General features: G+C 59.9%; 13 protein-coding genes. 7 read left to right on the top strand and 6 right to left on the bottom strand.

The annotated features are described in order from the left end of the window. Nucleotides 1–100: 100 nt before the first annotated feature. Complete coding sequence (ftrA, locus tag QMX93_RS26860; RefSeq protein ID WP_282358552.1) at nucleotides 101–1063, bottom strand: transcriptional regulator FtrA; 963 nt, start codon at nucleotides 1061–1063, stop codon at nucleotides 101–103. Between the two features lie 101 nt (nucleotides 1064–1164). Between ftrA and QMX93_RS26855 the strand changes: the two genes are divergently transcribed. The 4 genes from QMX93_RS26855 (at nucleotide 1165) to QMX93_RS26840 (ending at nucleotide 4910) form a co-directional block, all read left to right on the top strand. After that, the gene (locus QMX93_RS26855; protein ID WP_282358551.1) at nucleotides 1165–1593 is read left to right on the top strand and encodes a rhodanese-like domain-containing protein; all 429 of its coding nucleotides are present in this window, start codon (nucleotides 1165–1167) and stop codon (nucleotides 1591–1593) included. 339 nt (nucleotides 1594–1932) lie between these two features. Further along, the gene (locus tag QMX93_RS26850) at nucleotides 1933–2712 is read left to right on the top strand and encodes an ABC transporter substrate-binding protein (RefSeq protein WP_053119245.1); all 780 of its coding nucleotides are present in this window, start codon (nucleotides 1933–1935) and stop codon (nucleotides 2710–2712) included. A gap of 188 nt (nucleotides 2713–2900) precedes the next feature. Then, nucleotides 2901–4013, top strand: coding sequence for a succinylglutamate desuccinylase/aspartoacylase family protein (locus QMX93_RS26845; protein WP_282358549.1), 1113 nt, complete (start codon nucleotides 2901–2903; stop codon nucleotides 4011–4013). 180 nt (nucleotides 4014–4193) lie between these two features. Then, nucleotides 4194–4910 (top strand): prolyl oligopeptidase family serine peptidase, encoded by a 717-nt coding sequence (locus QMX93_RS26840; RefSeq protein WP_282358548.1) that lies wholly within the window; start codon nucleotides 4194–4196, stop codon nucleotides 4908–4910. Here QMX93_RS26840 and QMX93_RS26835 read toward each other — a convergent pair. Both QMX93_RS26835 and QMX93_RS26830 read right to left on the bottom strand, forming a co-directional pair. Continuing rightward, on the bottom strand, nucleotides 4900–5463 hold the full coding sequence (locus QMX93_RS26835) for a hypothetical protein (RefSeq protein WP_282358547.1): 564 nt from the start codon (nucleotides 5461–5463) through the stop codon (nucleotides 4900–4902). The two genes, QMX93_RS26840 and QMX93_RS26835, sit on opposite strands and share 11 nt — an antisense overlap. A 214-nt stretch (nucleotides 5464–5677) precedes the next feature. Next, a complete protein-coding gene (locus QMX93_RS26830; RefSeq protein WP_212545993.1) occupies nucleotides 5678–6460 on the bottom strand; it encodes a hypothetical protein in 783 nt (260 codons plus the stop codon). Nucleotides 6461–6607: 147 nt separating this feature from the next. Here QMX93_RS26830 and QMX93_RS26825 point away from each other — a divergent pair, with 147 nt between their 5' ends. After that, on the top strand, nucleotides 6608–7144 hold the full coding sequence (locus tag QMX93_RS26825) for a chalcone isomerase family protein (protein WP_282358546.1): 537 nt from the start codon (nucleotides 6608–6610) through the stop codon (nucleotides 7142–7144). A gap of 104 nt (nucleotides 7145–7248) precedes the next feature. Beyond that, nucleotides 7249–8568: an Nramp family divalent metal transporter gene (locus QMX93_RS26820; protein WP_282358544.1), complete on the top strand. Its 1320-nt coding sequence runs from the start codon at nucleotides 7249–7251 to the stop codon at nucleotides 8566–8568. A gap of 226 nt (nucleotides 8569–8794) precedes the next feature. On the opposite strand, the gene QMX93_RS26815 is transcribed toward QMX93_RS26820, so the two are convergent. Genes QMX93_RS26815 through QMX93_RS26805 form a run of 3 tightly spaced genes read right to left on the bottom strand, consistent with a single transcriptional unit; the run spans nucleotide 8795 to nucleotide 11376 of the window. After that, nucleotides 8795–9976, bottom strand: a complete 1182-nt coding sequence (locus QMX93_RS26815) for an acetyl-CoA C-acetyltransferase (RefSeq protein ID WP_212549166.1) — start codon at nucleotides 9974–9976, stop codon at nucleotides 8795–8797. An 11-nt stretch (nucleotides 9977–9987) separates the two neighbouring features. Further along, a complete protein-coding gene (locus QMX93_RS26810) occupies nucleotides 9988–10653 on the bottom strand; it encodes a CoA transferase subunit B (RefSeq protein WP_282358542.1) in 666 nt (221 codons plus the stop codon). 24 nt (nucleotides 10654–10677) lie between these two features. Beyond that, on the bottom strand, nucleotides 10678–11376 hold the full coding sequence (locus QMX93_RS26805; RefSeq protein WP_053119263.1) for a CoA transferase subunit A: 699 nt from the start codon (nucleotides 11374–11376) through the stop codon (nucleotides 10678–10680). A gap of 267 nt (nucleotides 11377–11643) precedes the next feature. Between QMX93_RS26805 and QMX93_RS26800 the strand changes: the two genes are divergently transcribed. Continuing rightward, on the top strand, nucleotides 11644–12540 hold the full coding sequence (locus tag QMX93_RS26800; protein WP_159812465.1) for a LysR family transcriptional regulator: 897 nt from the start codon (nucleotides 11644–11646) through the stop codon (nucleotides 12538–12540). Nucleotides 12541–12638 lie beyond the last annotated feature (98 nt).

Genomic DNA, 12638 nt, shown 5'->3' with positions numbered 1-12638 from the left:
CCTTAGGTCTATTTCCGGCGGGACGGGCCTCTTCGCGAGCAGGGGAATGCATTTCAAATGTGGGAGCGAGCCTGCTCGCGAAAGCGCCCGTCCCGCCAACTCAAACCCCATGCCCAAACCGCTCCCGATACACCGACGGCGGCACCCCAACCACGCTGCGAAACGCCACGCGAAAACTCTCCACCGATCGATACCCGCAGCGCAACGCAATCTGATCGGTATTGTGCGGCGTACTCTCAAGCAGCTCCCGCGCCCGCGCCAGCCGTTCATGCTGCAACCACGCCTTCGGCGACTGCCCACTGGCCTCGGTAAAACGCCGCAGAAACGTGCGCTCACTCATCGCCGCTTCGCTGGCCAGATCACGCACTTCCAGCGGCTCATGCAAACGCTCGCGCGCCCATTGCATCACCCGTGACAAATCATTGCGCGGCGTTGCGCTGACCGGCGTTGGAATGAATTGCGCCTGACCACCGGTGCGCTGCGGCGACATCACCAATCTTCTCGCCACCGAATTGGCGACCTGAGTACCAAAGTCCCGCGCCACCAGATGCAGACAGGCATCGATTCCCGCTGCACTGCCGGCCGAAGTGATCAACTGGCCTGAGTCGACGTAAAGCACATCCGGATCGACCTCAATCGCCGGAAAGCGCTGCGCCAGTTCCGTGGTGTAGCGCCAATGCGTGGTGGCGCCGTGGCCATCGAGCAAGCCTGTGGCCGCCAGCACAAACACGCCAGAGCAGATCGACAGCAGTCGCGCACCGCGTGCGTGAGCCTGACGCAACGCCTCGATCAGGGCCGGCGGCACCGCTGCATTGCGGTCGCGCCAACCGGGAATGATGATGGTGCGCGCCTCGGCGAGCAGTTCCAGGCCACCATCGGCCAGCACTTGAATCCCGCCCATTGCACGCATCGGGCCTTGATCGACGGCGGCAATCGCGTGTTCGTACCACGGGAATTCGAACTCCGGCCGCGCCAGTCCGAAAATCTCCACGGCGATGCCGAACTCGAAGGTACAGAGGCCGTCGTAGGCCAGAATCGCGACCAGTCCTGGTGAAGTAGGCATTTGGCGGAAAATTCCCGGTGAGTGTCTTGTGCGCCACTGTAGCGATTCGCGCCGGCTCGATAAAGTCTGTTCACACCCCATCAGACGTAGGAGCAATACCCATGACCAGCCTGGTTCGCGATATTCCTGCCGCCCCGTCGGCGATTGCCTTGATGCACTTCAGCAACCGTCTGACCTTCGAAACCGATTGTTCCGACGTGTTCAGCAGCCAAGAGGCGGGGGAGATCGATTTTGTGCTGGTCGACGTGCGTGGGCCGCTGGCCTTTGAGCGCGGGCATGTGCCGGGCGCGATCAACATTCCGACACGGCTGCTGACGCCTCAGGGTTTGGCGGGCTACCCGAGCAACGCATTGTTTGTGGTGTATTGCGCCGGCCCGCATTGCAACGGCGCCAATAAGGCCGCGGTGAAACTGGCGGCGTTGGGCTACCCGGTCAAGGAAATGATCGGCGGCGTGACGGGTTGGCTGGATGAAGGGTTTGCACTCAGCGTGGCGCACCCCGCCAACACCCCCATCAACTGCGCCTGCTAAATCATCCAGTGTAGGAGCTGCCGAAGGCTGCGATCTTTTGATCTTGATCTTAAAAAACCAGATCAAAAGATCGCAGCCTGCGGCAGCTCCTACAGGGAATTTGTGAGTTTTCTGCTCTGAAAAAGGACTTGTCCTACAGCCTCCGCACCACGACGGCGCAGCCTTTGACCTCGGTCAATCGACTCGCCGATCTTCTGTAAATATTTGTCGCTTAAACACAATTTACCCTGTGCGCGCCGCCATAGACTGCCGGCCTCTTCGGTTTTTGCTGCTAAATGGCCATGACCGAACGCTGAATCGAAAGCTGCCAATAAAAGCCTCCGCACACAGGAGTTATAAATGAAGAAGCTAGTGATGTTCGGTGCCCTGGCACTGTCGATGTTGTCCCTGACCGCTGTGGCCGAAGACGCCAAACCGATCCGCATCGGTATCGAAGCCGGTTACCCTCCATTCTCGATGAAAACCCCTGACGGCAAACTCACCGGTTTCGACGTGGATATCGGCGATGCGCTGTGCGCGCAGATGAAAGTCAAATGTACCTGGGTTGAGCAAGAGTTCGATGGCCTGATCCCGGCGCTGAAAGTGAAGAAGATCGACGCGATTCTGTCGTCGATGACCATCACCGACGACCGCAAGAAGAACGTCGATTTCACCATCAAGTACTACCACACCCCGGCCCGCTTCGTGATGAAGGAAGGCTCCGGCGTCAAAGACCCGCTGACCGAGCTCAAAGGCAAGAAAGTCGGCGTGCTGCGTGCCAGTACTCATGACCGTTACGCCACTGAAGTGCTGGTGCCAGCCGGGATCGATCTGGTGCGTTACGGCTCGCAGCAGGAAGCCAACCTCGACATCGTTTCTGGTCGTCTCGACGCCATGCTGGCCGACTCGGTCAACCTTAGCGACGGTTTCCTGAAAACCGATGCCGGCAAAGGTTTTGAATTCGTTGGCCCGACCTACGAAGACGCCAAGTACTTCGGCGGCGGCGCTGGCATTGCCGTGCGCAAGGGCGATACCGCCCTGGCTGAGCAATTCAACAAAGCCATCACCGAAATCCGCGCCAATGGCGAGTACAAGAAAGTCCAGGACAAGTACTTCGACTTTGATGTTTACGGTCATTAATACGCCGTAAGAAAAAAGTGGCCCCGTTTGCGCGGTGGCCACTTTTTTTGCGCCCATGATTTATCCTGCACCACACATTTCTAATGTAGGAGCTGCCGCAGGCTGCGATCTTTTGATCTTGTTTTTGAGTGTCAAGATCAAAAGATCGCAGCCTGCGGCTGCTCCTACAGAAACATCGGAGTTTTCCTATGCAACGCATCGATCATGTTCTGCCCTGGAGCCACTTGGGCAGCGAGCGCTCCCTCAGCGTGTTTCGCTACGGCGCCGGCACTCGCAAGGTGTACATCCAGGCCAGCCTGCACGCCGATGAACTGCCAGGCATGCGCACCGCGTGGGAACTCAAGCAACGTCTCAACCAACTTGAGCAAGAAGGTCGACTGCAAGGCGTGATCGAACTGGTGCCGGTGGCCAACCCGATCGGGCTCGACCAGCACCTGCAAGGTGCGCACATGGGCCGCTTCGAACTGGGCAGCGGCAAGAATTTCAACCGCGCGTTCGTTGAACTGAGCGCGCCGGTCGCGGCGATGATCGGCGAGCGTCTTGGCGCCAATGCCGAGGCCAACGTCGCGCTGATCCGTCAGACGATGCTTCAGGTGTTCGATGAGCTGCCAGCCCCGGCTTCGCAATTGGAAGCGATGCATCGCTTGCTGCTGCGTCATGCTTGCGATGCGGATATCACCCTCGATCTACACTGCGATTTCGACGCGGCGATTCACCTTTATGCATTGCCGCAACACTGGCCGCAGTGGCAATCGCTGGCTGCAAGGTTGAAGGCGGGGGTGGCGTTGTTGTGTGAGGACTCGGGCGGCAGCTCTTTCGACGAATCATGTTCGACGCCTTGGCTGCGTTTGGCGCGAGCGTTCCCCGATGCGGCGATTCCGCCGGCCAATCTGGCGACCACGCTGGAGCTGGGCAGCATGGGCGACACCCGCGTCGATCAGGCCCAAGCCAATTGCGAGGCGATTCTGGGTTTCCTTGCCGAGCAGGGTTTCATCAGCGGCGAATGGCCGGCCGCGCCGAGCGAGTGTTGCGAAGGCCTGCCGTTTGAAGGCACCGAATATCTGTTTGCGCCGCATCACGGTGTGGTGAGTTTCCTGCGCAATGCGGGTGAATGGGTGGAGAAGGGCGATGCGCTGTTTGAGGTGGTGGATCCGTTGCAGGATCGCGTGACCACCGTGCGCGCCGGCACCAGTGGCGTGTTGTTTGCGATGGATCGCGGGCGTTATACGGAGCCTGGGATCTGGCAGGCGAAAGTGGCGGGGCGGGTAGCGTTTCGTACCGGGAAATTGACTAACGACTGAAAATTTTGCGGAATTTTCCGGCCTCTTCGCGGGCAAGCCTTGCTCCCACAAGACCTACGCCGAACTTGTAGGAGCAAGGCTTGCCCGCGAAGGCGCCATCAACAGCACCACTGAATTTCGATCCTCTCCTTGGAATGTTAGGCTCACCCCCGAACCCGACACTCTGTGAAGGAAGGCTCTATGTTGAAGGCGTTTGCTCTGTTGACCCTGCTGGCGTCCGCCGCCGTTCAGGCTCAAACCTCGCTGCAATCCGATCTGCCGCTCAAGTACATCGAACAGGTTCACGCCGACGCCGAGTCGCGTCCGCTGGTGATTTTCCTGCACGGTTACGGCAGTAACGAAGCCGATTTGATCGGCATGAAGTTCCAATTGCCAGCGCAGTACAACTACCTGTCAGTGCAGGCTCCGTTGTCGTTGGGTGAAGGACGCTACCAGTGGTTTCGCAAGAAAGGCGAAGGTGCCTACAACGGCGAGACCGATGATCTGAAGGTCAGCGGCCAGAAACTGCGGGATTTTGTCGCGCAAGCGGCGAAGAAATATCACACCACCCCGGACAAGGTGTACCTGATCGGTTTCAGTCAGGGCGCGATGATGACCTACGAAGTGGGCTTGCGACCGCCGGCAGCTGTTGGCGGTATCGCGGCGTTGAGCGGGCGCTTGTTGCCGGTGTTAAAAACCGAGCTAAAGGCCGAACAACAACCGCTGCCGCTGAGCATCTTCATCGGCCACGGTACTGCCGATGATCGAGTGCCGTACCACGACGGCACCGAAGCCAAAGCCATGCTGGAGAAGCTCGACTACAAACCGCAATTCCATGCCTATCCCGGCGTTGGCCACAGCATCAGTGCGGCCGAACTGCGGGATCTGAACGGCTGGTTGCAGCAGCTCAATCCTTGAGGATGGACTTGATCAGCTTGTCGTGGCCGGCCTTGTCGCTGACCCGGGAAATCACCTGAACCAGCGCCATGTGCGTGCCGGAGCCGGCCATCAACGTGGTGTTGAGGGTCTGGCCGCCGCCCTGAGTGGCGGTGCTGTCGACCTGACGCAGGCCGAGGCCGGTGCCTTTCTGCGTCAAACTTTTCTCGCTGAGCTTGTTGAAGTCCGGCAGCGCGTTACGCTGAGCGTCGATGAAGTCCGACACGGTGCCGTCGAGGAACGCGCTGTCGTTGTCCTTGACGTTATTGCCTTCGGGAATCAGGTTTTCGGCGACGATGACCACGGTTTTCGTGGTCTGGTTGGTGTACATCGTGCCCTTGGCGCCTGTCGGGCTGGTCGGCAACGGGTCGGCCACGAAGCCTTTGGGCAGGACGAAGGTGAACTTGCCGTCGAGCATCGAGACTTTCTCGGCGCTGGCGGTTTCTTTGGCCTTGGCCGCTTGAGCGTTGATGGCGCCGAGGCCGGCGACTGCCGCGAGTAAAAGGACAACGGCTTTTTTGCTCAACAGTGACATTCGAATCTCCAAGGGATGGTCGCGCTTAGGCGGGCGATCATCCCATGCAGAGGCCTGGCACTCCAGCCCGGCTCGTCTGAACCCGCCTCCTGAGGTCGGGTATGCACCTTGTGGCGAGGGGATTTATCCCCGCTGGCGTGCGCAGCGCGCCCATCTTTTTTACGACTGCTGCGCAGCCGAACGGGGGATAAATCCCCTCACCACAGGAACGGTTTCAACTTTGAGGTTGGGGCGTTTTAGAGGAAGGAGGTTTTGCCAGCAGCTTGCGGGTAACGCCAAGCATCGCCACTGAAACCGCCACACCCACCGCAAACCCACTCAAGCCCATGCTCGGCAACGTCAGCGCCGACACCAGACAAAACGCCGAAAACGAATACATCCCCGTCGCCGTCGCGCGCAGCAACGCCGCTGTAAACGCCGGCCCGCGCGTCTGCTGGGAAAATACCGCCATCACACTGCCGAGCACCGGGAACACCGCGAGCAAACCGCTCCAGCGTTCACCCACGGTGCTGGCAAGCATCGTCACCACCAGCGTCAACGCCGCGCCGGCAATCATCCGCCAGATCAACTTGTCTGACTTCGGCGCCGTACCCTTCAGCACTGGTTGCACATCCGGAAACAGATAAGGCGAGGCGAGCAGGGCAACCGCCGCCGCCACCACCGAAAACGGCAGCGACGGTGGAATCAGCGACAGCACTAGCGCCAACACTGCCCAGACCGTCATCGATATCGCCAGCGCCCACGGCCAGTTCGCCCGTTGCGCGACCTGCGCATAGGTAATGCAGAAAGCGATCATCGCGAACATCGCCGACAACGCCGCCACCGCCGAATGCGCGGCAAATTGCGGCCCCTGTTCGATGGCGAGGAAAAACAGAATCGGCCCGACCACCACCGGCAACCCCGACAGCCACCCGGCCACGCTCGGCCCCCAGCGCTTGCCCGCCAAAGAAATCAGCAAGAGAAAACCGGGAATCAGCAGCAGTTTGAGGATCAGCACGCAGGTGGCTCCGTCGAGTGAGAGACGCTCACGTTAGCATCGACGAACGGGGATTGCTGCATCGTTGTACAAAAATTGTATACAAAGTGCCTTGCCGGATAGCCAACTATGCTCTGATTATCAGGGCTTGCGGGAGTCGATGCCGCGATGAACAGAACACCGAAGGTGTTACGTGGATGCTGCGGCATAGGCTTGTGGGCCTTGTTGCTCACGCCGACCTGGGCCAATTGGCAGGACGCCGTGCCCGGTGCGCAAATCATCGGCACCGGTGATTTCAGTGTGTTCGGTTTCGATGTCTACAACGCGCGATTGTGGAGTGCCGCGCGACCGCTGGCGGACGGTCAGCCCTTCGCGCTGGAACTGATCTACCGCCGCAACATCTCTCGGGATGATCTGGTCAAGGCCAGTGTCGACGAAATCAAACGCCTGGCCGGCCCCCGTGTCAGCCCGGCACAGCTTGCCGGTTGGCAGATTCAGATGCAGCAATCCTTCGTCGATGTGCAGGCCGGCACGCGCATTACTGGCGTTTATCTGCCGGGGCAGGGCGCGCGGTTTTTTGTCGGGCAACAGTTGCAGCATGAGATCGATGATCCGCAGTTCGCCCGGGCGTTTTTCGACATCTGGCTGGATCCGCGCACACGCAGTCCCGAATTGCGCGAGCAATTGTTGGGCGTGAGTCGATGAAGATCAAAAGATCGCACCTGTAGGAGCTGCCGAAGGCTGCGATCTTTTGATCTTCAACGTGAACGTCTAAGCTGGGTCTTTCCGACTTGTTTCTGGATGTGTGCGTGAAATTCAGTGTGCCCAAAATCGCCACCGCGCCGTTTTGCCCGCCGGAAGTGGCCGGCAGTGTCGCGGTCGACCCCAACGCCCCCTTCTTCAAACGCGTACTGCGTTTCGCCGGCCCCGGTCTATTGGTGTCGATCGGCTACATGGATCCGGGCAACTGGGCGACGGCCATCGAGGCCGGTTCGCGCTTCGGCTACAGCCTGTTGTTCGTGGTGTTGCTGGCGAGTCTGGCGGGCATGGTGGTGCAATGCCTGTGTTCGCGGCTGGGCATCGCCACCGGCCGCGATCTGGCGCAATTGTCCCGCGAACGCTACAGCACGCCGACCGCACGCTTGCAGTGGATATTGGCGGAGATTTCTATCATCGCCACCGACCTCGCCGAGGTGCTCGGATGCGCACTGGCGTTTCACCTGCTGCTCGGTTGTTCGCTGACCTTCGGCATCGCCCTGACCGCGTTCGACACGCTGCTGGTGCTGGCTCTGCAGAACCGTGGATTCCGCCGACTGGAAGCGATCATGTTGGTGCTGGTCGCGACTATCGGCGTGTGTTTCTTCGTTGAACTGGTGCTGATCAAACCCTACTGGCCGGATGTTTTCCAGGGTTTCAAACCCTCATTGTCAGCGATCAGCGACGCCGCGCCGTTGTACCTGGCGATCGGCATTCTCGGCGCGACGGTGATGCCGCATAACCTCTATTTGCATACCTCGATCGTGCAGACGCGAATGATCGGCAAGGATCTGGCGAGCAAGCAGGACGCGGTGAAACTGGCGCGCATCGACACCATCGGTTCGCTGGCGCTGGCGTTGCTGGTCAACGCGGCGATTCTGATTCTCGCGGCAGCGGCGTTTCATCAGTCCGGGCATACCGACGTGGTCGACATTCAGGACGCCTATCACTTGCTCGATCCGCTGGTCGGTGGCGCGCTGGCCAGCGTGTTATTCGGCGTGGCGTTGCTGGCGTCCGGGCAGAGTTCGACCTTCACCGGTACCATCGCCGGGCAGGTGATCATGGAGGGTTATCTCAATCTGCGGATTCCGTGCTGGCAGCGGCGCTTGATCACGCGCGGGCTGGCGCTGATTCCGGCGTTTATTGGCGTGTGGTTGATGGGCGATAACGCGGTGGGGAAACTGTTGGTGATGAGTCAGGTGGTGTTGAGTTTGCAGCTGCCGTTTGCGCTGTATCCGCTGATTCGCATGACCAATGACAAACAGCTGATGGGGCCGTTTGTGAATCGGTGGCCGACGCGGGTGTTGGCGTGGGGATTGTTTGTGGTGATCAGTGGGGCGAATGCCTGGTTGATCCTGCAGTTGGCTGGCTGAATTTTTGTAGTGTTTGGGCTGGCCTCATCGCGGGCAAGCCTTGCTCCTACATTGGATGTGTGAACCCGATCCTGTAGGAGCCGAGCTTGCTCGCGAAGGGGCCGTAACATTCAGAGCAGATTTCGAACAGACAAAAAAAGACCCGGTGCAACCAAAGCTGCACCGGGTTTTTGTTGCCAGCAACCAACGGATGTCGTGGATCCGCCGCCTGCCGTTGAACTCTTGCTTACGCGCGTTCCAGCGCCAGCGCCACGCCTTGACCGCCGCCAATGCACAAGGTCGCCAGACCCTTTTTCGCATCACGCTTGATCATTTCATGCAGCAGCGTCACCAGCACGCGGCAGCCCGATGCACCGATCGGGTGGCCCAGCGCAATAGCGCCGCCGTTGACGTTGACCTTGCTCAGATCCCATTGCAGATCCTTGGCCACCGCCAGCGATTGTGCAGCGAAGGCTTCGTTGGCCTCGATCAGGTCGAGCTGGTCGATGTTCCAGCCAGCCTTGTCCAGGCAGCGCCGAGTCGCCGATACCGGGCCGATGCCCATGATCGCCGGGTCTACGCCCGCGTTGGCGTAAGCGGCGATTTTCGCCAGTACTGGCAAACCGAGGGCTTTGGCTTTTTCCGCGCTCATCAGGATCACAGCGGCAGCACCGTCGTTCAGCGACGAAGCGTTGCCGGCGGTGACACTGCCGTCCTTTTTGAACGCCGGACGCAGTTTCGCCAGCGATTCAGCGGTGGTGTCGCCGCGTGGCTGCTCGTCGACCTTGAATGCCAGCGGATCGCCTTTGCGCTGTGGAATCAGGATCGGCGTGATTTCATCGACAAAGCGACCGGCCTCAATGGCGGCGGCAGCTTTCTGCTGGGACGCGGCAGCAAAGGCGTCCTGCTGTTCGCGGCTGATCTCGTATTTGTCGACGAGGTTCTCGGCAGTGATGCCCATGTGGTAATCGTTGAACGCATCCCACAGACCATCGCTGATCATGGTGTCGACGATTTGCGCGTGGCCCATGCGCAGACCGGTGCGGGCGCCCGGCATTACATAGTTGGACAGGCTCATGTTTTCCTGGCCGCCGGCGATGATCACGTCCGCGTCGCCGCAACGGATTGCTTGCGCGCCGAGGTGCAGGGCCTTGAGGCCCGAGCCACAGACTTTGTTCAGGGTCAGCGCCGGTACCGCGTGTGGCAGGCCAGCCTTGATCGCCGACTGACGCGCGGGGTTTTGACCTGCGCCGGCGGTCAACACCTGGCCCATGATCACTTCATCAACCTGCGCACCGTCCAGACCGGTTTGTTCGAGCAACTGGCGGATCACCGCCGCGCCCAGATCCACCGCAGAAACGCTGGCCAGGGCACCCTGAAAACTGCCGATCGCGGTACGCGTGGCGGCAACAATGACGACGTCTTGCATTTTCGAATTCCTCACTCGGCAGCGAACTGCATTTCCGGTACGTGATCCGGGACGATCAGTTTACCAGCGGTTTTGGCAACGATTTCCTCGACGCTGACGCCAGGTGCGCGTTCCTTGAGGACAAAAGCGCCATTTTCGATTTCCAGGTAGGCGAGGTCGGTCAGTACACGCTTGATGCAGCCGGCACCGGTCAACGGCAGGCTGCATCTGGACAGCAGCTTGGACTCACCATCTTTCGACGCGTGGGTCATGATCACGATGATGTTGTCGGCGCCCGCCACCAGATCCATCGCGCCGCCCATGCCCTTGACCAGTTTGCCGGGGATCATCCACGAAGCGATGTTGCCTTCAACGTCCACTTCGAACGCGCCAAGCACGGTCAGGTCGACGTGGCCGCCGCGGATCATCGCGAAGGATTCGGCGGAGTTGAAAATCGACGCGCCGATGCGTGCCGTCACGGTCTGCTTGCCGGCGTTGATCATGTCGGCATCGATGGTTTCTTCAGTCGGAAACGGGCCCATGCCGAGCAGGCCGTTTTCCGATTGCAGCATGACTTCCATGCCTTCAGGAATGTAGTTGGCGACCAGGGTCGGAATGCCGATGCCGAGGTTCACGTAGAAGCCGTCCTGCATTTCGCGGGCGACGCGCTGAGCCATTTGTTCGCGGGAAAGTGCCATGTTGTTATTCTCCGTCAGCCTGAATTATTTGCGGATGGTGCGCTGTTCGATGCGTTTTTCGAACGTGCCGCAAATGACCCGATCGACGTAGATGCCCGGGGTGTGAATCTGCGTCGGATCCAGCTCGCCGGGTTCGACGATTTCCTCGACTTCGACCACGGTGATTTTGCCGGCGGTCGCGGCCAGCGGGTTGAAGTTCTGCGCGGTGTGACGGTAAACGACGTTACCGAAATGGTCGGCTTTCCAGCCTTTGACGATGGCGAAGTCGCCGGTGATGGATTCTTCCATCAGGTACTTGCGGCCCTTGAATTCACGCACTTCCTTGCCATCGGCAACTGGAGTGCCGACGCCGGTGGCGGTGAAGAAGGCCGGAATGCCGGCACCGCCCGCGCGCATTTTTTCAGCGAGGGTGCCTTGCGGGGTCAGGATGACTTCGATTTCGCCTTTGAGCAGTTGCTCTTCGAACAGTTTGTTTTCGCCGACGTAGGAGGCGATCACTTTGCTGATCTGGCGATCGGTGAGCAGCACGCCGAGGCCGAAACCGTCGACGCCGCAGTTGTTGGAAACGACGGTGAGGTCGCGGGTGCCCTTGCGTTTGATCTCGGCGATCAGGTTTTCCGGAATGCCGCACAGACCAAAGCCGCCGGCGATGACGGTCATGCCGTCCTCAAGCCCGGCCAGGGCTTCCTCGTAAGAACTCACGCGCTTGTCGAAACCTGCCATATGCACCTCTTTTATTATTTGCGGGCGGCTGGCTAGCCGAATGGTTGGAGTGTCGCGCTGGGGGATATATTTGTTAAGTTGATTTTTAAGGTTGATTGATTGATAAAGCTCAATAATCGCCACGTTATGGCTGATCGTTCCCACGCTCCGCGTGGTAGCGCCTCCATGGACGCTCCGCGTCCAGTGACGCAGAGCGTCACGGGGCTGCATTCCCACGCGGAGCGAGGGAACGATCATGCATCGGGTTTCATGCTCAGAGGTTTTATTATGACCATTAAGCAGATCCGCGCCTTTCTCGCCGTGGCGCAGAGCCTCAGTTTCGCTGTGGCCTGCGAGCGCCTGCACCTGTCGCAATCGGCGTTGAGCCTGACCATCAAGGCCTTGGAAGAAGGTTTGGGCGGGCGCCTGTTCAGCCGCAACACACGCAACGTTGCGCTGACCCCGGAGGGTGAATCGCTGCTGCCATTGGCGCGACGGCTGATCGCCGATTGGGACAACGCCGAAGACGAAATGCGCCAGCGCTTCAGCCTGCAACGCGGGCGCGTGACGCTGGCGGCGATGCCGTCGTTTGCCGGCAACTTGCTGCCGCCGATCCTCAAGACCTTTCGTGCGCGCTATCCGAACGTCAACGTCACGGTCAACGACGTGATCAACGAGCAAGTGCTGGAGATGGTGCGCGATCGTCAGGTCGAGTTGGGCGTGGCGTTCGAGCCGATGCAGAACACCTCGATGACCTTCACGCCGCTGTATATGGATCGCTTCGTCGCCGTAGTACCGAAGGATTCGCCGCTGGCCCGGCTTAGCGAGATCGATTGGCAAACGTTGTTGCAGGAGCCGTTCATTACCTTGCAACGACCCTCGACGGTGCGGGTGATGCTTGAAGAACACTTGCAGGCGCGCGGGATGAAATTGCCGGTGGAGTTTGAGAGTCATCAACTGGCGACGGTGGGACGCATGGTGGCCAGTGGGTTGGGAGTGAGCGCGGTGCCGGCGTTGTGTGCCGAGCAGATGCAGGAACTGGGTGCGCATTGTTTGACGTTGATTGATTCGGTTGAGCGGGCGATTGGCGTGCTGACGGAACCGGGGAATGAACGCTCGGCGGCGGCGCAGGCGTTGTTCGATATTCTCCAACAGGAAAACCTCGCGGCGCGCCTGTCTCCCTGATCGCCCCAACTCCCTGTAGGAGTGAGCCTGCTCGCGATTGCTGTTTAACAGTCAGCATCTAGGGTGCCTGACACACCGCTATCGCGAGCAGGCTCACA

This window comes from Pseudomonas sp. PS01303, assembly GCF_029959385.1.
In the GTDB taxonomy this organism is placed as follows: domain Bacteria; phylum Pseudomonadota; class Gammaproteobacteria; order Pseudomonadales; family Pseudomonadaceae; genus Aquipseudomonas; species Aquipseudomonas rustica.
This window is presented reverse-complemented; position numbering and strand designations above follow the sequence as displayed.

Bases quoted from the DNA above. Each gene is read 5' to 3' on its own strand.
- ftrA (WP_282358552.1), bottom strand. From the start codon at position 1,063: ATGCCTACTTCACCAGGACTGGTCGCGATTCTGGCCTACGACGGCCTC.
- QMX93_RS26855 (WP_282358551.1), top strand. From the start codon at position 1,165: ATGACCAGCCTGGTTCGCGATATTCCTGCCGCCCCGTCGGCGATTGCC.
- QMX93_RS26850 (WP_053119245.1), top strand. From the start codon at position 1,933: ATGAAGAAGCTAGTGATGTTCGGTGCCCTGGCACTGTCGATGTTGTCC.
- QMX93_RS26845 (WP_282358549.1), top strand. From the start codon at position 2,901: ATGCAACGCATCGATCATGTTCTGCCCTGGAGCCACTTGGGCAGCGAG.
- QMX93_RS26840 (WP_282358548.1), top strand. From the start codon at position 4,194: ATGTTGAAGGCGTTTGCTCTGTTGACCCTGCTGGCGTCCGCCGCCGTT.
- QMX93_RS26835 (WP_282358547.1), bottom strand. From the start codon at position 5,463: ATGTCACTGTTGAGCAAAAAAGCCGTTGTCCTTTTACTCGCGGCAGTC.
- QMX93_RS26825 (WP_282358546.1), top strand. From the start codon at position 6,608: ATGAACAGAACACCGAAGGTGTTACGTGGATGCTGCGGCATAGGCTTG.
- QMX93_RS26815 (WP_212549166.1), bottom strand. From the start codon at position 9,976: ATGCAAGACGTCGTCATTGTTGCCGCCACGCGTACCGCGATCGGCAGT.
- QMX93_RS26810 (WP_282358542.1), bottom strand. From the start codon at position 10,653: ATGGCACTTTCCCGCGAACAAATGGCTCAGCGCGTCGCCCGCGAAATG.
- QMX93_RS26805 (WP_053119263.1), bottom strand. From the start codon at position 11,376: ATGGCAGGTTTCGACAAGCGCGTGAGTTCTTACGAGGAAGCCCTGGCC.
- QMX93_RS26800 (WP_159812465.1), top strand. From the start codon at position 11,644: ATGACCATTAAGCAGATCCGCGCCTTTCTCGCCGTGGCGCAGAGCCTC.